The 24,988-nt window shown below is 44.7% G+C and carries 21 protein-coding genes and 1 pseudogene; 13 read left to right on the top strand and 9 right to left on the bottom strand.

The window, feature by feature from the left end:
• Positions 1 to 15: 15 nt before the first annotated feature.
• Both OCU21_RS07270 and OCU21_RS07265 read right to left on the bottom strand, forming a co-directional pair.
• The gene (locus OCU21_RS07270) at positions 16 to 3,261 is read right to left on the bottom strand and encodes a GH36-type glycosyl hydrolase domain-containing protein (RefSeq protein WP_261806776.1); all 3,246 of its coding nucleotides are present in this window, start codon (positions 3,259 to 3,261) and stop codon (positions 16 to 18) included.
• Complete coding sequence (locus OCU21_RS07265; protein WP_261806775.1) at positions 3,258 to 5,396, bottom strand: glycoside hydrolase family 3 N-terminal domain-containing protein; 2,139 nt, start codon at positions 5,394 to 5,396, stop codon at positions 3,258 to 3,260. The genes OCU21_RS07270 and OCU21_RS07265 overlap by 4 nt, the downstream gene beginning before the upstream one ends.
• A gap of 232 nt (positions 5,397 to 5,628) precedes the next feature.
• Here OCU21_RS07265 and OCU21_RS11320 point away from each other — a divergent pair.
• Together OCU21_RS11320 and OCU21_RS07260 are read left to right on the top strand one after the other, a co-directional pair.
• Positions 5,629 to 5,736, top strand: a pseudogene (locus tag OCU21_RS11320) (P8 family protein); the annotation flags it as partial.
• A gap of 750 nt (positions 5,737 to 6,486) precedes the next feature.
• Positions 6,487 to 7,017: a helix-turn-helix domain-containing protein gene (locus OCU21_RS07260; protein WP_261806774.1), complete on the top strand. Its 531-nt coding sequence runs from the start codon at positions 6,487 to 6,489 to the stop codon at positions 7,015 to 7,017.
• A 218-nt stretch (positions 7,018 to 7,235) separates the two neighbouring features.
• Here the strand turns inward: OCU21_RS07260 and OCU21_RS07255 are convergent, their stop codons facing one another.
• Together OCU21_RS07255 and OCU21_RS07250 are read right to left on the bottom strand one after the other, a co-directional pair.
• Positions 7,236 to 7,511, bottom strand: coding sequence for a type II toxin-antitoxin system mRNA interferase toxin, RelE/StbE family (locus OCU21_RS07255; RefSeq protein ID WP_261806773.1), 276 nt, complete (start codon positions 7,509 to 7,511; stop codon positions 7,236 to 7,238).
• On the bottom strand, positions 7,501 to 7,779 hold the full coding sequence (locus OCU21_RS07250; protein ID WP_261806772.1) for a type II toxin-antitoxin system RelB/DinJ family antitoxin: 279 nt from the start codon (positions 7,777 to 7,779) through the stop codon (positions 7,501 to 7,503). Before OCU21_RS07250 ends, OCU21_RS07255 begins: the two co-directional genes overlap by 11 nt.
• 250 nt (positions 7,780 to 8,029) lie before the next feature.
• Here OCU21_RS07250 and OCU21_RS07245 point away from each other — a divergent pair, with 250 nt between their 5' ends.
• Together OCU21_RS07245 and OCU21_RS07240 are read left to right on the top strand one after the other, a co-directional pair.
• The gene (locus tag OCU21_RS07245; protein WP_261806771.1) at positions 8,030 to 8,485 is read left to right on the top strand and encodes an arsenate-mycothiol transferase ArsC; all 456 of its coding nucleotides are present in this window, start codon (positions 8,030 to 8,032) and stop codon (positions 8,483 to 8,485) included.
• A gap of 483 nt (positions 8,486 to 8,968) precedes the next feature.
• Complete coding sequence (locus tag OCU21_RS07240; RefSeq protein ID WP_261806770.1) at positions 8,969 to 9,442, top strand: VOC family protein; 474 nt, start codon at positions 8,969 to 8,971, stop codon at positions 9,440 to 9,442.
• A 228-nt stretch (positions 9,443 to 9,670) separates the two neighbouring features.
• Here the strand turns inward: OCU21_RS07240 and OCU21_RS07235 are convergent, their stop codons facing one another.
• Both OCU21_RS07235 and OCU21_RS07230 read right to left on the bottom strand, forming a co-directional pair.
• On the bottom strand, positions 9,671 to 10,825 hold the full coding sequence (locus tag OCU21_RS07235) for a cation:proton antiporter (RefSeq protein ID WP_261806769.1): 1,155 nt from the start codon (positions 10,823 to 10,825) through the stop codon (positions 9,671 to 9,673).
• Positions 10,826 to 10,861: 36 nt separating this feature from the next.
• Positions 10,862 to 11,113 carry a hypothetical protein gene (locus tag OCU21_RS07230; RefSeq protein ID WP_261806768.1) on the bottom strand — a complete coding sequence of 84 codons (252 nt, stop codon included), beginning with the start codon at positions 11,111 to 11,113 and terminating at the stop codon, positions 10,862 to 10,864.
• A gap of 699 nt (positions 11,114 to 11,812) precedes the next feature.
• On the opposite strand from OCU21_RS07230, the gene OCU21_RS07225 reads away from it, so the two are divergent.
• The 5 genes from OCU21_RS07225 to OCU21_RS07205 all read left to right on the top strand — a co-directional run bounded on the left by OCU21_RS07225 (position 11,813) and on the right by OCU21_RS07205 (position 16,244).
• Positions 11,813 to 12,682 (top strand): alpha/beta hydrolase, encoded by an 870-nt coding sequence (locus OCU21_RS07225; protein WP_261806767.1) that lies wholly within the window; start codon positions 11,813 to 11,815, stop codon positions 12,680 to 12,682.
• 80 nt (positions 12,683 to 12,762) lie between these two features.
• Positions 12,763 to 13,026, top strand: coding sequence for a hypothetical protein (locus OCU21_RS07220; RefSeq protein ID WP_261806766.1), 264 nt, complete (start codon positions 12,763 to 12,765; stop codon positions 13,024 to 13,026).
• Between the two features lie 57 nt (positions 13,027 to 13,083).
• Entirely contained in the window at positions 13,084 to 14,016 is a 933-nt protein-coding gene (locus OCU21_RS07215; RefSeq protein ID WP_261806765.1) for an FAD:protein FMN transferase, read from the top strand.
• A gap of 92 nt (positions 14,017 to 14,108) precedes the next feature.
• Positions 14,109 to 14,723: an NADPH-dependent FMN reductase gene (locus tag OCU21_RS07210; protein WP_125599331.1), complete on the top strand. Its 615-nt coding sequence runs from the start codon at positions 14,109 to 14,111 to the stop codon at positions 14,721 to 14,723.
• 264 nt (positions 14,724 to 14,987) lie between these two features.
• Entirely contained in the window at positions 14,988 to 16,244 is a 1,257-nt protein-coding gene (locus OCU21_RS07205; RefSeq protein ID WP_261806764.1) for an NAD(P)H-dependent oxidoreductase, read from the top strand.
• A gap of 1,187 nt (positions 16,245 to 17,431) precedes the next feature.
• Here OCU21_RS07205 and OCU21_RS07200 read toward each other — a convergent pair.
• Together OCU21_RS07200 and OCU21_RS07195 are read right to left on the bottom strand one after the other, a co-directional pair.
• On the bottom strand, positions 17,432 to 17,881 hold the full coding sequence (locus OCU21_RS07200) for an Hsp20/alpha crystallin family protein (RefSeq protein WP_125599322.1): 450 nt from the start codon (positions 17,879 to 17,881) through the stop codon (positions 17,432 to 17,434).
• Positions 17,882 to 18,051: 170 nt separating this feature from the next.
• The gene (locus OCU21_RS07195; protein WP_261806763.1) at positions 18,052 to 18,963 is read right to left on the bottom strand and encodes a YitT family protein; all 912 of its coding nucleotides are present in this window, start codon (positions 18,961 to 18,963) and stop codon (positions 18,052 to 18,054) included.
• 436 nt (positions 18,964 to 19,399) lie between these two features.
• On the opposite strand from OCU21_RS07195, the gene OCU21_RS07190 reads away from it, so the two are divergent.
• The 4 genes from OCU21_RS07190 (at position 19,400) to OCU21_RS07175 (ending at position 23,742) form a co-directional block, all read left to right on the top strand.
• Positions 19,400 to 20,278, top strand: coding sequence for a GRP family sugar transporter (locus tag OCU21_RS07190; protein ID WP_261806762.1), 879 nt, complete (start codon positions 19,400 to 19,402; stop codon positions 20,276 to 20,278).
• A 366-nt stretch (positions 20,279 to 20,644) separates the two neighbouring features.
• Positions 20,645 to 21,343 (top strand): hypothetical protein, encoded by a 699-nt coding sequence (locus tag OCU21_RS07185; RefSeq protein WP_261806761.1) that lies wholly within the window; start codon positions 20,645 to 20,647, stop codon positions 21,341 to 21,343.
• Positions 21,344 to 21,368: 25 nt separating this feature from the next.
• A complete protein-coding gene (locus tag OCU21_RS07180; protein ID WP_261806760.1) occupies positions 21,369 to 22,424 on the top strand; it encodes a tyrosine-type recombinase/integrase in 1,056 nt (351 codons plus the stop codon).
• Positions 22,425 to 22,449: 25 nt separating this feature from the next.
• On the top strand, positions 22,450 to 23,742 hold the full coding sequence (locus tag OCU21_RS07175; protein WP_261806759.1) for a hypothetical protein: 1,293 nt from the start codon (positions 22,450 to 22,452) through the stop codon (positions 23,740 to 23,742).
• A 183-nt stretch (positions 23,743 to 23,925) separates the two neighbouring features.
• Here the strand turns inward: OCU21_RS07175 and OCU21_RS07170 are convergent, their stop codons facing one another.
• Positions 23,926 to 24,795: a helix-turn-helix domain-containing protein gene (locus tag OCU21_RS07170; protein ID WP_261806758.1), complete on the bottom strand. Its 870-nt coding sequence runs from the start codon at positions 24,793 to 24,795 to the stop codon at positions 23,926 to 23,928.
• Between the last annotated feature and the right edge of the window lie 193 nt (positions 24,796 to 24,988).

Below are 24,988 nucleotides of genomic sequence, written 5' to 3'. Positions count from 1 at the left end.
TTTCAACCCTTTTGACTATTTTTTTATCACCAATGTCTCGCCATCCCTCAAATCCTTGATAAACCAACTCTTCTGCTCGTTATTAGTAGATTCGTCAGTTGTGATCAGGTACTTGATCTTAATCGTTTTTTCGAAAACCTTTAGCGAAACCAGCAAACCAGTCTTCCAAATCTCGTCTGGAATAACTGGATCAATGATTATTTTATCGTCTTGAATACGAATGCCCAATATTTTAGTGAAAATTGTGCTCAAAAAGATTCCTGGTCCACTAGAATAGATTTTCCAACCACCTTTGACAGGTACTTTCCCTGCCTTTATCTTTGCAAAATCTTTACGAGCAGCATAACGATCCATAAAGTCAGCGTCCGAACTACTAAAGTACGCATTGGCCTGCCTAGGTGCGGCATTCTCAACTTCATTTTTAATATTGATTGGAATTATTCTTTGCGCGAAGTCCCAAGCGGATTGATCATGTAGTTCTGATAAAGCCTCAATAAACCTGATGTTTGCATGGATATACGCTAATCCTATTTCGCGCCCAAAATTAGCAGCCTGCTCAGCTCGTTTAAAAATATGGCTGACGCCACCTTGATACTCAGCGGGCGCACTCATCAGTCGGACCGCATCTGGTGCTATTAACTCCTTACGAATGATTTGCAAGTGTTGATTGATTTCTTCCTCATTAAGAAGATGACTAAGGATACCTCGAGTCATCGGTAAAAGACGGTAATTGATTCCTGTTCGTGAATCATCTGGATGAATGATCTTCCGAACAGTCCCATCAGCCTCAAAACTGATAAATCCTGGCAAAATATCTTGAGGCTCAAAATATTTACGAAACTGTCTTTTAAGTTGATCGATCAATTTTGTGGTCAAATGATAGAAATCAGGATCATAATCACTCATATTAGAATTTAATTCTGTCAGCGCTTGATAGGTCAACTCCACGGTCCATGTGCTTGCCATTCTCTTTTTGTCAGCAGCATTGGCCGGTTGTAGGGTGTCATCCCAATCGCCATCACCATATTCTGAGATAACTGTGCCTTTGAAGAAGTGATCACGAATATAGTTGATTTCTTGCTGTAAATGATCAAACAGTGAACCCGATTTCTCGGTCGTACGTTTCTGTTTAGCGGAGAACCACGAGATCTTCTCATCAAGAATGCTGATGTCCCCGGTGGCCTTTAAATATGCGGCTAATGCTTTCATTGGCCAAACGATCACATCACCATGACTTTCATCAGAGAAAATCTCCTCATATTCATCAAACATAAACCACTGTGGCCAATTACCTGTTTCAAGTTGTTGATGTGCATAAACCGTCAAAATAATTTCTCGTGCATAATCGAAATTTCTAGTAGCAATGAAAAATTCCAATGGACCTTGACAGACATCTCGAGTTCCCCAAGCTGCCCCACCATACTGTTCTAATCCATGTGGCGAAAGCAGATGAATCATTGCATCATGTGCATACCAATAGGTAATTAAATTCATTTTTTCAATTTGATCACTTATTCGTGGATCAGCGTTTGATAGCGCACTGAGTTGAATTTCGCCTAATAGGTGGTGATAAGTTTCTTGAAACAGCTGGATAGACTTCGCTTCACTTTCAACTACCGGTAGCTCAGATTCATTAAAAGTAACGGCCATGGTCAACTGAAAAGAATTGACCTGCTTGAATTCAAGGCCAAAGAGCGTTTGATCAGCCGAATCAACATTGAATAACCATTTATCCATCGCTACTGGTCTGGCCGAAGCCACGCTCTGATTCCGAAGTGTATACGAAATGGCCGGGTTATGTTGTGCCATCGGTGTCTCATTCTTAGGACTAAATTCAAACCCCTTGCTGTCTACCGTAACATTGAATGAGTCTTGATACTCAACATCGCCCATCCCAACCTGCGTCGTGACCAAAATGTCATATTTCTTTTGCGCTTGAAATTCTAAAACAACTTGATCTGATAATCCACTCGTATAAGTCGTTACCACTAGTCGATCATCGGACAACTCGTAAACCCATTTATTGAAATTAATACCCATTTCAAAGACCGACGGCAATCCCAAAAGGTTCCATTTGCCTTGTCGTTTAAGATAAATCCGCTGTCCAGAATTTTTTAAAACATTCAATGAATTTCTGGCATTCGTGACGAATTTATTGTTGGAAGTGTTACCAAAAACAATCTGAGAGTTGAACACCCCACTCATATATGCAGTAGTTGCTAACTTACGACTTTTAGGATGATAATTTAAGTTTGATAAAATAATATTTCCTGTAGGGCGCTCGGAAACCATTTCTTTATTCTGTAAAACGACATGATCACCTGCAGGTGTGAAAAATGCCGCTAGATCCCCTGCAATTTTTTCGGATTGACAACGCTCAGGGAAATGTTCCTTAATGAAGTCACTACCTACTTGCTCACCTGATAAATAGCCAAAATCTAAGAAGGCGCCCTCACCGATCAGCTGCCAATCCGTTGACACTGAAATAGCCGCAAACTCCTCGCGCAACTCGTTTTTCTTCAATAGACATTCAGTAATCTGCTCGGGATGATTCGAATCATAGCAAGCATAAAAAGTATAGTCATATTCAGCTGTGCTTGTGATCGGACTCTTTAATGCAGTTAAGGCAAATTCATATTGATAATTTTGACTTAATAAATGTGCCTCTTCTAATGCACGCGGGATATTAGTCCGGCGATAATCTAAACCGTAAAACTGATAGCCATCTGTTGAATAGCTATCTAATGTTGAAAGCGCACCTTCCTGTAGTGCTGGATAGCTACCATCTTGTGCTTGATTCTGTCTAGACAGCACCTGATCATCAACTATTTTATGATCGATATACTGTGAAACATATGCCTCATTACTCATTACCGTTCCTGGCAAGGCTAAACCTAAATCCTGTGTATAGAAAAGATCGCATGTTTTCTGCTCTGGGTTATTTAATGCAATATGCCAAAACCAGCTCTTAGACCCTAACCGTAGCGATAAGGTATAGTCAACACTCATAAAAGAGCCTTGCCACTTAGCCTGGGGTTTATTCTTTGCAACATAAAAGTCACTGCCAGACCGTGGTCCCATTAGTGGTCTGCTATGATAGTTACCTCGCTCGTCAACAATGCGTAAATAAATATTACCAATACTTCCATCAAGATTATTTCCTATGCTCTGATTGATCATAAATGAATCTGCATGAATCGCTCGTACTGCGCCGTTTTTAAGAAAATCAAACGCGATCTTCTCATTTTTTACTTTGATCACTCAACATCCCTCAATTCGAAATTTCCTTTTTTATTTACATTTGAGTCTGAACCGATAAAATACTCAAAATCACCCAGATCACTCTTACTTTGTAAATTGCTGTGAACGTAACGTAGATCCGTTTCGCTGATCGTAAAAATAACTCGCCGTGTTTCATGAGACTCTAACATAATTCTTTTGAAATTTATCAATTGTTTAACTGGACGAACGGTCTCGCCAACAAGTGCGTGAATGTATAGTTGCACTGTTTCAACACCGCTTTGGAGACTTGTGTTTGTCACATCGACCATCAACTCAATTGATTTAGTCTTAGTCAAGACTGCCGAAGATAATTTAGGGATCCCATATTCAAAGTTTGAATAACTAAGTCCAAAACCAAACGGATATCTCGGCTGGTTGCTACTGTCAAGGTACTTTGAAACATATTTATCTTTCTCGTCGGGACTTGTCTCCGGACGACCCGTTGAATAATGATTATAATAAATTGGTATCTGACCAACATTTCTAGGTACGGACATCGGTAGTTTCCCACTAGGATTGTTCTTTCCAAAAATGGTTGTACAGATTGCTTGAGCCACCTCACTACCGCCATACCAAGCTAACAAAACCGCATTGCTTTTTTCATAAATCTCTGAATCGATCAACGGACGTCCACTCATAATGATTGAGATCACTTTTTTACCCGAGCTAGCAGCCAACGATAAGAGCCGCCGTTGTGTCGATGTCAATCGAAGGTCAGTCTTACTGGTGGCCTCACCAGTTTGGCTAGCCGGTTCCCCCAAGAATAGCAAGATACTATCACCCGAAATTTCATCGAGATGGTTAAGCGCCGTGTGATTTTGATCATCAACAAATCTGTATTTGATTTTAGCGTGGTCAAGTGCGGCGATTATTGACTCCGTTTCTTGAGGTTGCCCATGCCAAGACCATCCACCTAACAATTCACCTGTGTTTGCCAACGATCCCAATACAATGACTGATTTTCGTTCATCTAGGGGTAGTGCCTTCTGCTTATTCTCCACAAGAACCAACGATTCTTTAGCGGCAGTTAGCGCTAATTTTGTACCGTTTACTTGGTCTTGTTCTGTTAACGTTGCATCTAATCCTCGAAATGGATCTTCAAAGATACCCAGTTCATTTTTTAGTGTCAATATCTGCAAAACCGCCTCATCGATCAGCGACACTGACAGAATCCCTTTATCAACTAAAGCTTCAAGAAATTTGTTGTAATTAAAACTCATCATTTCAATATCAACACCAGCGCGCAGGGCTTGCTCAGCGGCAGCACTTCCTGTACTCGCCGTACCATGATTAATTATCTCTTCAACCGCATCCCAATCAGAAATTACAGTTCCCTTAAAACCCAATTTATCACGGAGCACCGTTCGTAAAACATACTCATTTGCAGTGACTGGGATTCCTTCAAAAATATTGAAAGATGTCATGACTAACTTTGCACCGGCATCGATCGCCGCTTGATACCCGGTTAAATAGTTCTCAAAAAGTTGCCAGCGCGATAAATCAACAGTGTTATATTCACGTCCTGCTTCGACCGCACCATATGCCGCAAAATGCTTAACAGTGGCGGCGATAGTATTGGGTTGTCTTAAATCGTTTTGATCACCTTGGTAACCTTGGACGTAGGCGCGCGCCATCCTACTGTTCAAATAAGGATCTTCACCATTGTATTCCATCACTCTTCCCCAGCGTGGATCCCGAACGAGATCAACCATGGGCGAGAAAGTTACATGCAATCCATTGACATACGATTCTTTCGCAGCAAATTCAGCCGTTTGTCGTACAAGCTCAGGATTCCATGTTGCTGCCATAGCCAATGGTATCGGGAAGATCTCCTTATAACCATGGATAACATCGGCCATAAATAGTAGCGGTATTTTTAGGCGATTCTTTGCTAAATATTCTGCTTGAATGGCCCGAACCTTCTCTTTATCGGAAACGCCTAGAATAGACCCGGCCTGATAAATCATTTCTGGGCTTAGATTCGCTTCCTTAACCGGTCCAGTAATCTCGGAAGCACCCGAAGTGAAAAAATCCGCAGTAAGTTGTTGTAATTGCCCGATTTTTTCCGAAATTGTCATTTGCTTAAGAAGTTGCTTTAACTCGATGGCTTTCATGTATAAACTCCTCAATAGTTTTTATAGAAACGTTTCACCAAAATTATAGCACACTCTTTTAATAATGATATCGTTTTCTCCAAAAAACATTTCTTTACTCAATTTAAAACCCTTGAAAAAACGGTTGAGCCCCTTTCACTTAGGTAATAGCAATCGGCTTTCTGCTAATTTATTTTTTGAATTTATTTTATTGATACCTGATACCTTTTGAGTCCGCAAACATTGTAACTGTGAAGCAAATGATCGTGACACAATCAAGACTGAAGAGGCCATGAAGCCAATGTTGGACATGACCGACGACCAAATCAAAGACTACGTCGAGAAGAACTTGAAGAAGTAGTCAGAGTGCGGAGCGCAACGGGTTGCTTTTGAGCACGACTAGCGATTTGTTGCAGATTGGCTCTAGACAATCTGTGACAAATTGCGTATCGGCGCAGAAAGCAGTTGCGCGCAGCACGTTTAGATAGAGAGTGCGGAGAGGTGCGGTTAGACCGTGAGCATTAATTTATCTACTTGACTAAGCTGCGCAGCAGATTGGGCAAGCAGATACTTTAAGGCGCAGCGGTCTGCACCTCGCAGCACGTTTCAAGATAGAGTGTGAACCGACCCGGGCAGCTTCTGAGCATTAGCCTAACAATTGTTTTGGAAGCTGCACTTTGCTTCCAGAACAATTGCGTAGCTAAGCGGAAGAAGCTGGGTCGCGCAGCACGTTTCAAGATAGAGTGTGAACCGACCCGGGCAGCTTCTGAGCATTAGCAGCAGTTTAGTACTGCGCGATTCATGGTGAGCTCACTGTGGGCGCTCAACGTTAACTTAGTCGTTCAAGCACCCCCGCCAATCGATAAGCGATGTCCAATTGATGGGATCCACGTTTAAAAAGACGCCTTTCGTTTAAGTGAAAGGTGTCTTTTTGCGTTGGGAAGCGTGCTACGCTAGCCAAAACAGGTGTCCTGTTTAAGTGTCCCCTTGGGCGTTTGTTAAGGGCGGTTTTGAAATGTGGGGTTGGGCGTGCGGACAAAATATTAGTTCGCATTGGCAAAAAGCCTCCCATTGTACTAAAATGAATTTGAGTACAATAGGAGGTTTTTATATGAAAAATGTACTAGATATCTTTTTAAAACAAAATGGTCTGACTAGATATGATTTATCAAAAAAAGTTGGAATATCAGAGCAAACCTTATCAAAAGCATCAAAACGAGACCCAGAAACTTATTCAGGAAAAACTCTGATCGCTATCTCTAAAGGAACTAACCATTCTCCCGGAGAAGTATTAGACCAATTATTGACTATTAGAGATAGTGATTTGCTGTATACTGCATCTAATTTAAAAGAAATTCGACAAAAAGTAAAAGAACAAGAGGATGAATTTATTATCCAAGGAGAATTTAATTCAATTCTTAAAGATATTAAAAAGAGTACACTTTCAGAGAACGAGCAGTTAGGTTTTAACTTGGGAACTGCTGGTCTGGGTACATCAGTTGTTTGGATAATTAACAGAATTTTTAATTCTATTGATAGTAATAAAGAAGAAGAAAATTTAAAAACTGATATTGCTATGTTATATCAGATCAAACTACTGAACTCAAATGAAGCAAAGTTAAGATTAAAACAATCAAAATAAAAATTTATTAGTGGAAACGATTCAAAACGAACCGAACAATTTAAGTGGGACAGCCCCCGTCGTATATTGAAGAACCACCCAATGAGATAGTCGTCCAATTAATGACATACCTATCCTTGGACACTTTCGCATTTTACAAGTCTATTTTGTCGGGCTGACCATCCGATACAGTATCCGACACAAAAATAGGCCATAGACTTTCGCCCATGACCTACTAACTATTCGATATTCAACACATCTCGATGTGAACCCGTGGCCAGTAACCATAAAACCACTGTATCGTCTATAATTCTGTACCGCAACAACCAGTCACCGCGACCAGCAATATGTAGTCCACGGTCACGCTTCAAAGCATGGTCACTCAACTCATCAAGGCGTTTCTGATTTTTAGTGACGATTGCCACAATCGCTTCGCGTAATTCATCCAGGTTAGCGCCGCGCTTCTGCATCATCCGAGCCTGCTTCTTGAATAGCTTTACTTGCTTAATCTCCATTGGTCAAATCCTTAAACCAAGCGTCCACACTATCGAAACTGTCATACTCACCACGTTGAATCTCATCATGTGCTCGAAGTGTTGCTTCATCCAAAGGATCAATTGCTGTGACTGAAAATGGTACGCCATTCACCGCAATCGCTTTCTTCAAGTAAATATTTATTGCTGTTGTCATATCCAACCCAGCATTTTCAAATACCTTGCGAGCGCGTTCTTTTGTGTCCAAATCTACGCGAGCAGTAATCACTGCTTTCTTTTTTGTGTCCATCGTATCGCCTCCTGCACGTATACAATAATACAACAGCTATACAAATAGCCGGACACAGAAACCATTTCAAATCAACCAAATTTCTGGCAGTTTTTGGAAATAAATGATTTTTGTCGCTGGCGGTACTAACTTAGTTTTACCAACCATTATCACTGGTAAAATCAGCCAATTTCTGTAAAATCAAGGGTGTAAGTTCCTCAAAAGATCAAAAGCGGAAGTTCTCCAAATTTTCACTGGTGAGGTGGCCTGTTTGTCAAAATTGAATGTTGGTTTTATTTGTGTGCACAATGCTTGTCGGAGTCAAATAGCCGAAGCGCTGGGGCGTCACTTGGCCGGCGCGACGTTCAACAGTTTCTCCGCCGGAACCACGGCGGCGGCGCGGATCGACCCGCAAGCGGCGCGCACCATGGCTGATTTGTATCAGCTGGATCTGTCCGCCCAATTCTCCAAACCTTTGGCGCAATTGCCGGCGCTGGACATCGTCATCACCATGGGCTGTGAAGTTGATTGCCCCATGGTTCCCAGCCGTTACCGCGAAGACTGGGGCCTAGCCGATCCCACTGGCCAAACGCCCGCGGTCTATCGCGCCTGCGCCGAAACCATCGCCGCCAAGATCCTCGATTTACAAAAGCGGATCCAGCAAGACCAGCTTCCGTTGACGCCGCTGACCCCGCAGACGGATCAAGCGCCGGACGCAATTGATTGAAACGTGCTACACGCAACTGTCTTTTCCGCTTAACTACGCTAGGCTTCCGGAAGCAAAGTGCGCTTCCAAAATCCTAGCTAGGTTAATGCTCAAAGTCAAACCGTTGCGTTCCGCACTCTGGTGTTGGTGGGCTGTTTACCCGTCTGGCGGAAGGTCGGGCTGGGGGTGAGTCAGCCGCGATATTATTCTTGGCGGCTTTGCCGCCTAGAATAAGGCTCAGCTTTGAGATTCGCGCGGGTTTCGCGAAGCTCAAAGTGACGCCCGCCGCGTTCCACCACCCCCAGCCCGACCTGGAGCCCCACCACACCTGCCATCCACCAACGGTTCACACTCTATCGAAACGTGTTCACCGACCTAGCTTCTTCCGCTTAGCTACGCAACGATTCCGGAGGCAAAGTTCAGCCTCCAAAATCGTTGCTAGGCTAATGCTCGGAAGCTGACCAGGTCGGCTCACACTCTGTTTTCAAATAAGGAGGAAACAAGATGCCCATCAGCAACAAAATCGTACCTAGTCTGTGGTTTGCTCACAATGATTGTGAGGAGGCCGTGCGCTACTACGTTAGTGTCTTCCCCGATTCTCACATCGACAGCATCACCTATTACCCCGATGAAAATTTGGACGTCCATTTTCAGGGCATGACCAACAAGGTGTTGACCGCAGTTTTCAGCTTGAACGGCCAAGACTTCATCGCCTTGGATGGCGGCCCGGAATTTCAATTCAATGAAGCAATCTCCTTCACGATCAATTGCGCCGATCAGGCCGAGCTCGACTATTATTGGGGCAAACTTTCTCACGTGGCCGCCGCTGAACAATGTGGCTGGGCCAAGGATCGTTACGGTCTGTCGTGGCAGATCGTCCCCGAAAACATCGCCGCGCTAACGCAAACGCCCGCCCAGATCCAAGCGCTAATGCAGATGAAGAAAATCGACATCGCCACACTGGCAGCTTTAGCGTAACAGAAAAAAGGCCGTCAAAAGTTAGCCTGATCAGCTAGCTTTTGATGGTCTTTTTGTTTTATTTATCGCACTATTTGCAACTAGGCGAATCCTTTTCGCGATCTAGCGCATTGTTCACGCTAGGCACATTATTCACGTAAACGGGTAAATAAATTTCATGGTGCTTTTCAGAAAATCACATTGATTAGCTTTTGTGACTACCGAAATCTTCATATTCGAACGCGAATCCTAGACTGCCGCCGCTTTGTGCCCAATCGCCATTTTCAGAAACAGCGGCGCCAACAAGGTTGTCAGAATAATCGCCGCGATCACCGCAGAATAATGGGCGGTGGACATGAGGTGGTTGGTCAAGCCGATCTGGGCGATGATCAGCGCCATTTCCCCTCGCGAAACCATCCCCGAGCCGACGATCAGCGCGCTATTCCAGTCGAAGCCCAACAATTTCACGGCGCCACCGCAACCGATCAGCTTCGTGACGATCGCCACCACGGTCAGCACCAGAATGAAGCCGATTTGCGGAACGAAGCTGTCGAAAGTCATGCTCAGGCCAATATTAACGAAAAAGATCGGCATGAACAGACTGTTACCCAAAGTGTCGACAGAACGACTGATCTCCTCGCGAAAGTCGGTGCGACTGACCGCGACCCCAGCAAAAAAGGCGCCGACCACATCGCTCAAGCCAACAACTTCCGCGAGATAGGCCAAGCCAAAGGCGATGATCAACGAAACCACGGTGCTGGCGTATTGGATCTGTAACCGCCGCGCCACGCTGAAGACGATCGGCGTGACCCATTTGATCACCACGAAGATCCCGACGAAATAGCCGATCTGCAAGGCGAAATGCCCGAACATCGCCGGCGTCGACATTTTCTCCTCGCCGAGAAATGACATCATCAAGCTTAAAATAATCACCGCTAAAATATCGTCAACCACCGCCGCGCCTAAGATCGTGCTGGCCTCGCGATTCTTGGTGAAGTTCAGCTCCTGCATTACCACCACCGAGATCGACACCGACGTCGCCGCAAACACCACTCCCAGAAACAGGGCATGCTGGCTGGACATCCCAAATAATTGCGCCAAGGGCCAGATCGTCACGATCGGCAAAACCGCGCCCAAAATAGCGGCCAACATGCTGGGCTTGAAGTATTTCCGCAACAAGACGAGATCGCTTTCGCATCCCGCCGCAAACATCAGTAAAATCACGCCGATCTCGGCCATTTGGTGAAGAAAGCTGGTCGGTTTGACCCAACTCAAAACCGCCGGGCCGACCAAAACGCCGGCGATCAACTCGCCGAGTACGGCGGGAATGCCAATCCGATTGCACAAATAGCCTACCAATAATGTTGTTACCAAAATAATCGTGATCTGTCCTAAAAATTCCACAACCTAGCCCCTTTTTCTCGCTGTTCCCGCTGTCTTCTACCCTTGATTATAGCAAAAATCACCGTCTTTTGCTGGGATTGCTGGTGCTGGTGCTGGCAAAAGTAGCTTGGTCGCAGCTTGCGCTGCGAAATTCGGGGTGAGCTCGCTGTGGGCGTCACTTTGAGCTTCGCAAAACCCGCGAATCTCAAAGCTGAGCCTTATTCTAAGCGGCAAAGCCGCTAAGAATAACGACACGGCGACCTCACCCCGAATTTCTCCGCTCCAGCCGCTCAACGTTAACTTAGTCATTGAAGCACTCACGCCGACTGGAAAGCTATGTCCAACTGATGAGAACCCACGCAATTGACGACCTTGGTTAGTGGTCACCAGCCTTAAATTGGTGACACCAGTGCAATCTGCTTGATGAACTGGGCAAGATCTTGATTAATTAGCTAATTCGGTTGGCTTCCATCCATGGATTGTTAAGAAAACGGGTAGCGATGTTCGTTCTACGCAAAGTGTTCCGACCCCCTAATCCAAACCAGTTGGCATCGTCGTACCACTTCAAAAAGGGCGATTGGTTGACCTCTAGCTTGCAAAAGCACTTCGTCAAATCCTTCGCTTCGATTGCAGATAGGCTCAATTCTGCCTAGCAACCGGCTGGGACTGCGCGGCTCAGTGGTGAAATTGTCCTTGGCGGCTTTGCCGCTTAGGACAAGGCTCGATTTGAAGACAAGCCGCGCACTTTGCGGATTGGCTCCAAACGACGCCCACCACGTTCCAGTCCGCATCAGCAGTCCCAGCCGGTTGCGCTTACGCGCAACACCCTACCACACCTGCAATCAAGTGAAGCTAAGAAACAGAAACTGTACTTTCCAAAAAAATCCGTTCAAACCGGTTGCCCGCCGCAATCAAGCCCCTAATTACCAACCCAAGGCCATTTGGTCGTATAATGAAAACGGAAACGTTGTTATCGCAAGTTTTTTTGCACACAGGGGGAAACATATCATGGAACTGATTCAACAAACATTGACCACACCACTGTCGGACACAGCCACGCTGACCGGCTACGTGCTGGACAATTCACCGGAGATCGATCCGCAGCGACAACGGCCTGCGGTGATCATCTGTCCTGGTGGTGGTTACGAATTTCTATCTGCTCGGGAGGCTGAGCCGGTGGCGATCCATTTCGCGGCCGCCGGCGTTCAAGCGTTTATTTTGCGGTATTCAGTGGCGCCGGCACGTTTTCCAGTGGCTTTATTGGAAATGGCGCAAGCGCTGGCGACAGTGCGGGCCAACGCCGCAGCTTGGCACGTTGATCCCCAGCGGATCATCGCCGCTGGTTTTTCGGCGGGAGCTCATGTCGCCGCTAGTTTAGGCGTTTATTGGGATCAGAAGCTGTTGGCCGACTTTGGCTTCACGGCGGCGCAGATCCAACCCAACGGCCTACTGCTGTCCTATCCCGTGATCACGGCTGGCAAATATTGCCACGAAGGCTCGATCGCGGCGTTGTTGGGCGAGCGCAAGCATGAAGCAGAAGCGCGGGCGGAAGTTTCGCTGGAACATCACGTTGGCGCTAACACGCCGAAGACGTTCTTGTGGTCCACGTTTACCGACGATGTAGTCCCGATGGAAAACGCCTTATTGTTCGCGAAAGCTTTACGAGCCAACCAGGTACCTTTTGAATTACACATTTTTCCAGAAGGTCACCATGGCTTGAGTTTGGCCACAGTGGAAACGGAAAGTTCCCACCGCAACACCAGTGTTCAGCCGGAAGTCACCGTCTGGCCTGATCTCTTCATGACTTGGTTGCACCACCAGTTGCCGGCCACCACGACAGCTGCCGCCAAAGCGCCAACAGATCAAAATCAAGTCTGATATCAGTGCACCGACTAGTTAAGCAGTCCTCTAATTTTCGTCCATTTTCAATCGGATCGGAAAATTGGGGGACTTTTTTCATGGTTTATTCATTTGCTTGTCTTCTAACATCTTATGATTTCAAAAAACAAGCGATTTCTGTTAGGAAAATGATAAAGCAGCCTTCTGAACTTGTCATTTTCGGCGCGTCAGCTCAGCGAGAAAACAGCGGTTTTAGGCCACGCGCCAGCAAGATAAGCGCCCTAGACGCCGCTTTTGCGCCTGCTAGTCGGTCATTGCGTCAGTGGCAACACCAATTTTTTTACCAAAAAGTTCCGCAACACAGCGGCGATATGCTATGGTGAAATCAGTAAATAAAACGCTTGCTTGATCAAGCGTTTTTGGTAAAGGAGCGATCAGAAATGGCGCGGGAACAACGAGAATTGCATTTGATGGGGACGGTGATCACCTTGGATATTCAGGTGGACGCCGATCCTGAGCCGATTTTGGCGGAGTGCGCCACTTTGTTGCAGGTGGCGGAGCATCGCTTTAGCGCTAACGCCGCCGATTCGGAGTTGATGGCGGTCAACCACGCCGCCGGTCGGCATCCGGTCAAGGTCCACCCTCAATTGTTCGCGCTGATCGAACTTGGTAAAACTCACAGTTGCGCGCCGGCCAGTCATTTGAATATCGCCATTGGTCCGTTGGTGCAAACTTGGCGGATCGGTTTTAGTGACGCCCGAGTGCCCAGCGCCGCCGAAATCGCCGCCTGTCTGCCGTTGATCGATCCGCGCCAGATTCAGCTGAACCCAACGACGCAGGAAGTTTATTTACCGCAAGCTGGCATGGCTATTGATTTAGGCGCACTGGCCAAGGGCTACAGCGCTGATTTGGTGATTGCCCATCTGCAAGCGCGCCACGTCCAGTCCGCCTTGGTCAACTTAGGTGGCAACCTGGTCACTTGGGGCCCCGCCTTGGCCCACGCCGACCATTTGTGGCGCCTCGGCATCCAAAATCCCCACAGCCCCCGCGGTGATTACCTGACCGCTTTGAAATTGCCGGCGGGTTCGGTGGTGACTTCAGGCATCTACGAGCGCCATTTGGAGCGCGACGGTCACAGTTATCATCATATTTTCGACTCGCGCACCGGCTATCCCTTGGTCACCGACCTGGCCAGCCTGACGATTTTTTCTGAAAAATCGGTCACGGGCGAGATTTGGACCTCCCGTTTATTTGGTCATGACGCCAACGAGATTCTCGCGCAGATCGCCGCCGAATCGCGGATCGAAGGGATCCTGGTCTTTCAAGATGGGCATTGGCAAGCCTCCGCCGGTTTACAGGGACATTTTCTCTAAAAAAGGTTGTGCACGACTGAGACAGATATGTTAAACTATACGCATGAAAGCGGTCACACTGCGTTCAAACTGAAAAGAAGGGACGTTTTTGAATGGATAAGTTTATTGGTTTAGTGGGGACCAACTCCAGTCATTCCACGAATCGTCAACTGTTACAATTTATGCAAAAGCATTTCGCCGATCAGGCCACGATCGAGCTGGTCGAAATCAAAGGATTGCCCATGTTCAACAAGCCCGATCCCGATCACAAGCAGATCCCGGCGGCAGCCCAAGTCATCGTTGACAAGATCAACGCGGCCGATGGCGTGATCATCAGCACCCCAGAATATGACCATTCGGTACCAGCAGCCTTGATGAACGCGCTCCAATGGCTGTCTTACGGCGTGCACCCATTCGTCGACAAACCGGTGATGATCACCGGCGCTTCTTACGGCGCGCTAGGTTCTTCCCGCGCCCAGGCCCATTTGCGCCAGATCCTCGACTCGCCAGAACTGAAGGCGCGGATCATGCCGAGTTCCGAGTTCTTGCTTGGTCACTCGCTGGCTGGTTTCTCGCCAGATGGTGAGCTCCTGGATCGCGAGCAATGTAACCAATTGGAAGGCCTTTTCAAAGACTTTTTGACTTTTGTAAAAATCACCAAACAACTGAACCACGCCCATGAAAGCAACGCCAAAGAAGCAGCAAACTTTTCTTGGGAAGATAAATAGAGTGCGGAGCGCAACGGGTTGACTTCGAGCATTAGCCTAGCAAGGATTTTGGAAGCTGAACTTTGCTTCCGGAAGCCTTGCGTAGCTAAGCACAGAAGTCAGTTGCGCGCAGCACGTTTCAAACGACAGTGCGAACCATCCCGAATAACGCTTGCGCATGAGCCTAGCAATTGTTTTGAAAGTCGCACCATGCTTCCAGAACAATTGCGTCGCTACGCGGAGAGTACTGGGGTGGCGAACACATCTATAAGGAGCGAAAAAAAGATGAAAATAGTTGGTATTGTTGGTTCAAGCGCTGATTTTTCCTACAATCGGCTGTTATTGCAATTTATCGGTCGCCACTTTGGCGCGGATTTCGACTTTAACTTAGCTGAAATCAAAGATTTACCCATGTTCAATCAGGATGACGACCAAACCAATAGCGCGCCTGTCCAAGAATTGGTCCAAGTGATCGAGGAAGCGGACGGCGTGATCATCGCCACACCGGAGCACAATCACACGATCAACGCCAGTCTGAAAAGCGCGCTAGAATGGCTTTCCTATAAGATCCATCCCCTAGACGGCAAGCCGGTGATGATCATTGGCGCCTCTTATTTCACCCAAGGTTCCTCCCGCGCGCAACTGCATTTGCGTCAGATTTTGGATGCGCCCGGCGTTAACGCCTTGGCCTTTCCTGGCAACGAATTTCTCCTAGGAAACGTTAAGGAGGCTTTCGACGATCATGGTGATTTGAAAGATCCGAAAACAATTTCATTCTTGGGCACCTGCTTACAAAAGTTTCAACGCTTCATTAAAATGACTGAATTCTTGAATCAACCAGAGGCCGAAGTATTGCCACCCGAGGACTTGAAGGCTACCGGCACGATCGACACAACCATTCAAGGCGTCGATAAATCCGCGCCAGATTGGGTCGAACAAGCCGCGGAAGTTGCCCACGCTGTTGATGGCAAGACTTATGTTCGCTTGAATCGGGGAATCTTGACCGTCGACCAATTGAATTATTTCTTGGCCTCAATGCCCATGGAACTCACTTTTGCCGACAGCAACAACCAATTTCTCTACTACAATCAACAACCCGACACCGGCGAAAAAATGTTGGCCAGCCGCAATCCCACTCAACCTGGTAATCCCTTGATCAATTGCCACCCAGAACGAGCGCGGAAAAACGTGGAATGGGTCATCCAACAACTGCGCCACGGCAAACAAGACGTGATTCGGATGCACGTGCCCACCCACGGACCGGACAAGTTCGTCGTCCATAATTACCAAGCACTCCATGATGAAACCGGTGCTTACAAAGGACTCAACGAATATGTTCTGGATATTCAACCGATCATCGACTGGTATTTGCAACAAACCGGCCAGAAACTTGTTGGCGATGTGGATGCGGTCAGTGGCGCTTCGGAGAAATCTGGGCCAGCTAAACCGGCGGTCGACGGCGTTTCAGGCGCTTCGGAAAAGGCTGCCGCACCTGCTAAGCCGGCTGTTGATGGTGTTTCGGGCGCTTCGGAAAAACACTGAACCAGCTTGCGCTCTTGATTGCTGATGTGGTGGGGTGTTGCGCGTGAGCGCAACCGGCTGGGACTGCTGATGCGGACTGGAACGTGGTGGGCATCGTTTGAAGCCAATTCCAAAAGCGGGAATTGTCTTCAAATCGAGCCTTGTCCTAAGCGGCAAAGCCGCCAAGGACAATTTCACCACTGAGCCGCGCAGTCCCAGCCGGTTGCTGAACAGAATTGAGCCGATCTGCAATCTAAGTTGAGTATCAGACAAAGAGATTTTGCGAGTGTGGTGGTCAAAACCCATCACACTTTTTTGGTACGGCAATGCCAACGGATTAGACAGTCGGGACATTTTATGTAAGCTGAACATCTCTGCTTGTTTTCTTAACAATCACTGGTTGGAAACCGACCGATTCAGTTGATTCACGGAGAACTAGGTCTGTCCATCAGACGGATTGTACTGGAGTCACCAATTTAAAAATTGTATCCACTAGCCACGGTTATCGATTGCGTGATCCCTCATAAATTGGCCATAGCTTGCCAATTGGCGTGACTACTCAAACGACTATGATAACGTTGAGCGGCTGGAGCGGAGAAATTCGGGGTGAGATCGCCGTGAAATTGGTCTTAGTGGATATGCCACTTAGACCAAGGCTCAGCTTTGAGATTTTCGGTGGTTTTCCGAAAATCTCAAAGTGACGCCCACAGCGAGCTCACCCCGAATTTCGCAGCGCAAGCTGCGGCCAAGCTACTTTTAACAAAAAAACGATGGAAAACCGACTGATTCAGTTGATTCACAGAGAACTAGTCTGGTTTATCAAGCAGACTATACCGGTGTCACCAATTTAAAGCTGGTGACTACTAGCCATGGTCGTCAATTGCGTGGCTCCCCATCAATTGGTCATAGCTTGCCAATTGGCGTGACTACTCAAATGACTGTTATAACGTTGAGCGGCTGGAGCGGAGAAATTCGGGGTGAGATCAACCTGTCGTTATTCTTAGCGGCTTTGCCGCTTAGAATAAGGCTCAGCTTTGAGCTTTTCGGCGCCCTTCCGAAAAGCTCAAAGTGACGCCCACAGCGAGCTCACCCCGAATTTCGCAGCGCAAGCTGCGGCCAATCTACTTTTAACAAAAAAAGCGATGGAAAACCAACATTACCCATGTCAGTTCGCCATCGCTTTTACTTGTACCCCAGTGCGAAACTCATTAGTCGATCTTGATTTGGTGATCGCTACTGATTTCCTTGTTTTCCTTAGGCAATGTGATCTTCAAAACACCATTTTCATAATGCCCTGAAATCGCGTCCGCCTTGACCTTAGGCAAGCGATATTGCCGTGAGAAACTGCCGTAACTGCGCTCGCTCATCAAGGTGTTGCCATCCTTGTCGGCATCATCCGTGAAACTGTCCTTCTTGCCATTGATCGTCAAAATATCGTTGTCATAACGTACTTCGATATCTTTCTTATCCAAACCAGGAAGATCAACAGTCACTTGATAGTCATGCTTGGTTTCCTTGATATCAGTTTTCAAATCGTTCGGTTCGGACATGCCATAGAACGCACGACCGAGATTGTTAAAGAAACGGTCATCATTAAACCAATCATTGAAACCTCCAAATAAATCATTACGACGATTATTCATTAAGTCATTTGCCATAATTCTTTACTTCCTTTCTTCAACCTTCAAAACCCATTATAATCACTTTCGGATCGGTTTCAAGAATTTAGCACTCTAAATATCTGAGTGCTAAAAAGTAAGCGGAAACGCCCCTGTCTAGGCATTTCCACTTTAGGCAAAACTTATTTTTTCTCGCGCCTTGAACAAACTCACTGTTCATCAGAATTGAATTTCTCCAACACTTCGGAACGTTTCTCGCTGGGGATCTGGGTCAAATATTGATCGCCATTGTTCCAGATCCCTCCTCGGGCCTCGGCGGCGTTCATCACCAGCACAAAAGCGCTCGGATCGATCTCATGGACCAAGCCAAGTAATTGATGATAATCGGGGTTTTCCACGATCACCATCAGCATTTCTTTGTCATGCCCCGTATATCCACCTGTGACGTTAAAAATCGTCAACGCTTTGCCCAGCAAGCCAAGCTTTTCCTTGATTTTATTCAAGTCGCTGTCACTCATAATGTAAATAACTTTCTTGCGATCAAGACCAGTTTCAATAAAATTCATAACGATCGTGGTCAAGATCTGGGAAGTCACGGCTAAAACCATCACCTCAAAGCCAGCAACGAACACGTTTAAGAGACAGATCACGCCATCGATCATTAATAATGACGTTGATGTTTTCATACCCCAGTATTTCTTGATGATCAACGGTGGGACAGTGGTGCCACCACTAGAAGCATCGATCTGATACAGCATCGAGATCCCCACGGCAAAGATCGAAGCGCCAACGATCACCGTCAATAATGGGTCTTCGATCAATTTGATCTGCGGCGTCACGGCCAAACAAATCGGTAAAATGAAACTACCCAGCGCAATTTTCAAAACGGTTTGCTTATTTAAGAAAATCCCTGCCAGGATCAACATGAAAATATTAATGACCAAAACCACTAATGATAAATTAAACCCAAACGCGGCCTCCAGCAGGATCCCGATCCCGGTCGCCCCACCAGAAGCGATATCATGAGGCGCATAAAACATATTGATACTAACGGCGATGATCTCTAAGGCCACCAACATCACCAAAAATTGGGCCCATTTTGTTCGCACGAACCTTGTCATCACAGCACTTCCTTTTCCGAAAAAATATGTAATCCCATTACGGATACTAAAAAACGCCTAGGACTGATCTGGCAGTGGCCAGTCCAGTAACGAGCAACAACCGAATTTACTGACTGTTACGCAACTAAGTCTAAATAATTATAACACAGCTCGCCTGGATCCCACCTGTTCAGACGATTTGGCCAAATAACGCCTGATTTTAGCGTAACGCAAATGTCGATCTTTTATGGAGGAAATTTGTCTTTTTTGAAACAGATAAAAAAATCTGTATCATTTCCTTGAGACTGGTTTAACCTAGAAACGACAAGCTTTCTGAATCCATTTGATAATTTTTAGCCCATTTTCGTCACTTTCATTCAATCTTTTCATTGATTTTTCCACTAGAAATACGTTACAATGTAAAAATCTGAAAATTATCAAAGGAGCGAGTAAGAAAATGAATCTTCTCATCGGGCTGATCCCAGCATTGGGTTGGGGTATCATGCCATTGATCGCGACCAAAGCCGGCGGCGATCACATCAACCAAATCGTTGGTACGACTTACGCCACGCTGATCACCGCGATCGTGATCTATTTGATCAGCCAACCACAGATCTCTTGGCAGTTACTGCTGATGGGCATGCTGTCCGGCGCTTGCTGGGCTACCGGTCAAATGCTGCAATACCAATTGTTCCAAAAGATGACCGTTTCCAAAGCGATGCCGATCTCAACTGGGCTCCAGATCATTGGGACGGCGTTGATCGGTGTCTTAGTTTTCGGTGAGTGGGCGGAAACTTCCGTGAAAATCATTGGCACATTGGCGATCATTGGCATTATTTTCGGCATGTATTTCACGACGATCCGTTCTAAAAGTCAGGCCGCTGGTGAGCAACGTTTCAGTACCGCTTCCTTGATCATTACTTTCATCGTTTCCACTTTGGGCTATCTTGGTTACAATATTTTTCCCCAATTAGTCGGTGCTGATCCTTGGGCTGGTTTTCTGCCTCAAGGTATCGGCATGGCCTTGATGTCGACTATTTTTGCGCTGTATCGCGCCCATAAAACACCTGCTGCCAAAAACTATTTTACTGAAAGCGCGACTTGGCGCAACTTAGCCTCCGGATTTTTCTTCGCTCTGGCCGCCCTTTTCTACATCGTTTCCGCGCGTCGGAATGGCGTTGCCACCGGCTTTGCCCTAACACAAATGAGCGTCGTCATCTCCACGATCGGCGGGATCTTATTGCTCCATGAGCACAAAACTAAAAAAGAACTGACCTTCACCATAATTGGTCTAGCCCTCGTCATGGTCGGTGGTATCACCATCGGGATCATGTAATTTCTTGAAAAACTGATAGCCTTTTCTCAGCTATTTTCAATCGCAACAAAATAAAGAACGTGTTTCCCACCGATTGCTGTGGCGAAACACGTTCTTTTAACTGTAGTTGCTGATCATGATCGATACTTTTTATGCTAAGAATTTGTTTTCAATAACCCAATCTCATAGATAGCTCATAATAAAGAAATCACTACCAAACAGTAAAACTATTTAAAAAATTATTATATGATAACTAAACTGAGTTGACCCAAAATATAATAACCGCTACAATTTCATTGAATGGAATTGATTTAAAAAAATTAAAATTTAATGTATTTAATTAAAGATAATCTATGAAAGTAAATATCATAAGAGGAGATATTGAAAATGAACCCTAAAAAAAATCACGAACGCCAATCATATGATAAAAAATGGGGCGACTATAGTGAGTATCAAATTTTATCATTGGTTAATGAAGAAATTAAGCGTATTGGAATACAGGATCATGCACGCGCTAAAGAATACAATCGAAAAAGGGACAAGGAAAATGCTCCAAGTACCAACTGGCTATTAACCTATAAAAAGCTAACATGGGCAGAAATTGTTTTTAAACTTGGGTATAAAAGTTATAGTAATGAATTAAAATGGGACAATATGACGGATGAAGAGTTAATAGTAGCGGCGGTTAAATTTATGCACAAGAAGAAAATTTTCAAATCAGGCGACTACAATAGATTGGTTCATTCTGAGGAAACTCCAACACTACTAAAAATTATGGATAGAATGGGCACCTTCACATTTGTCCAATTAGCTTATATAAAGAAATATGGTGCACCAAAAGATGCTACAAAACTTAACTGGAACGTTTTTTCAAACGATCAGCTGCTTGATTTATTTAGAGCAGAGATAAAAAGAATACATGCAACGGGTCAAGGTGACTATATTAAGAGGTACGACAACATGAGGGCGCCTGGGTTCGTAAGATTGAAAGATAATATTGGACAAGGGAAAACAAAAACACTTAGATCAGTATATGAAAACAAATATAATGAACCTATGTTTGAGCCAAGGCCTAAGCTAACCTAGATATAGAAGAAAGAGGTAGATAGTAATGAACAGGATCGAACAAACGTATAGATATTGGTTAGACTCACGCAAATCAGAAGGTACAAAAAAAGTGTATGAGAATAGTGTTGTTCTGTTTTTCAAAATGGTTTACTCTAAAAAAATCTCCGAATTAGTTAATGATGACTTTTTAATTAATAATTTTTATCGCGATAAAACTTTTAAAAAATTTGTTGAGCCAATGCGCCGTAATGGGGTTAAGGACGAAACGATCAAAAACTATTTGAGTGGTGTGTCAAGTTTTATAACAGCCCTTGAAAAAAATATGATTCTAAATAACGTTGATTATAACTATATTAGACGGTTCGGTCTTGCTGGAGATACTTTGATAAAAGATGGTGGTGAAGTTCCCAGTATGTCTGTCGGGGAATTTGATGAGTTGATCGAATTTTTAAAAGAGTACAAATTTAAATCAACGGCTAATCGTATCAATGAAAAATATATGGCAGCGGCCAAGTTGATGTTTTGTATCGCTAGTCATATCAGTGCAACATTCCGTCTTAAATGGAGCGATATTGTACATGATCGCGATTTTGATGATAATGAGTTTTGGGTTATCTATGTACACGACAAAGGTAATAAGGTCAACAAGAAACCTATTGCAGATAAAATGTATTATGAACTTAAGGAACTTTTATATGAAGGCAATCAGGACGACACCTTATTCCATGATGTTTCACAAAGAAATTTTGCCAAGATAATGGAGTTATGTAGTGAAAAAACTGGCCACAAAATTACACCGCAAAGTCTCAAGGTTGGTGCAGGAACGCGATTGTATAACTTAACAAAAGATCCAGATATGGTGAGACGCTTCTTAGACCATGAAAGTTTAGACATGACAACGAAATATATTCGCTCAGGAACAAAAGTAACTGATTTCGGTTCCTATATACTCACCGCAGAAATCGAACCTGATAGATTGGACGAGATTCCTGTTGATGTGTTAAGGGCAATTATTAAAGAGAGTCCTAACATGGTGTTAAATATCACTAAGCGATATGATAATATTAGGAAGTATGCTAGTAAGACGAGCCAAATATAATAAAGTAAGAGAGGTGTCTGTATTTATGCAAATTGCAAAAATTGAGGAAGGTCAAGCAGGTGGTTACGAAAAAAGTTTTCAAAATAATAAAGAAAAAGCAGTTGATGCGTTATCAGCTTACGGATTCACCAAAAGCGCAGCGGAGCGTTCAATTGCCGATTATCGAAATTTTAATAAGCTACCCTCACTTAATAAAATAAATTTCCTAATTGCGCTTAACCCTAGAGCCTATCCAGATTTTGAAGAAAACGTTAGGTTGGGATTGCCAAAAGCTATCCAGTCGGAATCAACTATTCCAATGGGCAGAGATATTATTAGTTTTGACTGGGATAATAATATTAAACAGGCGTTTATAATTGATCAGAGCATAAAGTACAGTCAGGATGTTGTTTATAACGATCAAATGGTTCTAAGAAATACAGAAGAGCTTGAAAATAAACATGGCAAATCATTGTTAAATTTTAACAATGAAGATATGCGCGAACTAATTGTTAAAGAAGTTAATGCGGCCTCAACCATGGAAGCTTTTAATCGGTTGACTTTAGTATATCGAAGTCTAAAAGATTTTTGGGACGAAAAAATGCCAGTTGAACGAAAAAATGATTTTTGGCCAAATTATGCTGAGTTTAGAAATCCGATAGCAAAATTCTACACAAAAGATATGCTTACCGTGATGGGAATAAAGAATATTAAAAATCCAGAGTTAATAACTAGAGAACAGCTGCAAAGCATTTGTGATATGCACGAGTCGTCACAATCGGCAGCAGGAGCATTATTGATATTCTTTGGTATTTCTACAGAGGAGTTTAATGGGGTTCCAGAAGTTGCTTTAGTCAGGAGTGATGGAGTCAAGATGGGCCCTGACGGAGTGCCTTATATAGAAACACCATGGCGCGAAACCGTGAAAAGGGTTACAATTGATTTTGATGCATATCAAACGTTTCTACAAGCAAAAGAACAAAAGGAAGTGATAAATAACGATAGGCTTATTGATCGAGTCTTTTTGTTGGACAACACTCAACAGCTGTTAAGAGCCTACGATTCCGATAGCGTCTATATCAAGTTGGGGACGGTACGGCGACGTATCCTGACCATGTCCGAGATGGATGGACGGAAAGAAGTCTTTGCTGGCGGATTTAATACGCGAAGTTTATTAAATGCGGGTCGGTTCTATTTCATGCAGCAAGAGGTGGATAAAGGAAAAACAGCAAGAGGGGCAGCAAAAGTTGTTACAAAAAGATTCAATATGAATAGCACGTCGGCAGAAGATAGATTAGCCCGTTTTTATTTACAGAACACAAGTAGTATAGGGAAATAGTATTATCAAAGATATAAGGTTAAAACTATAAAAAACCCCAAGTCAAAATACCTGGGGTTTTTTATAGTAACATGATAAATAATACTCCTATTAACAATTCTTCAAAAATCAAATATATTAACTAAAAAGTCAATAACTAATTGTCAGTTGTATCAATTCAACTTTACAAGTGATCCAACCCCGCTACTCTTGACCGCCAGTCAACTGCCCTTGCAAAATATCCAGTTGCTCGAGCATGATGTGGTTGCGATTGATGCGCGCAAAGGCACGAGAATCGTGGATATGTTCCATTGTTTCCCTCGGTGACTGTTTCAGCTCGATGCTGTTCAGCGCTAACTGATATTCGACCTTCGCCACATAATAAGTCACATGATTATTGGCGCAGATCGTCAGCGCATAGTTCAACAACTCGTTGCCGATCTCATAGTTATGCCCGCTCTGACTGTAAAAGCGGCCAGTATTATAAACAATGTTCAAAACGCGCCAAACATCTTTGGTGGTCTCGATCGTACATTGATAGATCTGATCGAAAACTTTATTGAAATAAAATTCGGCCTTATCCAATTGCCCGTGGCGAGCATAGGCGATTCCACAGCCTGTATAAGCCAAAAGATTGTAGATCAGTGGCGCCTGACTTTTAGCCATCAAAATCTGGTTGAAGTCAAAAATCGAATCTGTGATCGGGTGATCCAACAAGGTGGCTAAATAACCACGCAGATAAAGATAGCGCCAACGCTGCCGTTCATCAGTCAGGTCAGCTGAATTGATTTTTTCAAGTAAGGTCTGCGCCTCATGATATTCACTGGTCACCAGTTTGAATTCAGTGGCGTCCATTTGCTGATTGAGCTGACTTTCTGGTACCCCAAATTTTGGAAACAGATCATCTAAACTAAGGTGGAGACGGCGGCACAATTGGATCAAGATCTTGATCGTCGGGACCTGGCCATTACTCTCCAATCGACTCAGCGTTGCTTGCGTGCAAACGCCGTCACAAAGCTCCTGCTGCGAAAAACCCATTGCTTTACGGGTCGCAACAAATTTATCAATATTCATCTTATCACGTTCCTAGTTTCATTAATTCTTATTATACCATATACATTTCTTATATAAAGCCAAGGTGGTGATCATTCCGATACATTTTGAACATTGCTGGCGAAAAATAAACGCAAATCATAACCACCCGTAAAACGGGTGGTTTGCTCCAGGGCTATAAGCCCTATGTACTGGCCAGCGTCTCAAGGCGCTG

It is taken from the genome of Lapidilactobacillus luobeiensis, from assembly GCF_024345205.1.
GTDB classification, from domain to species: Bacteria; Bacillota; Bacilli; order Lactobacillales; family Lactobacillaceae; genus Lapidilactobacillus; species Lapidilactobacillus luobeiensis.
The sequence above is the reverse complement of the archived record's forward strand: the minus strand, read 5'-3'. Positions and strand labels throughout refer to the sequence as shown.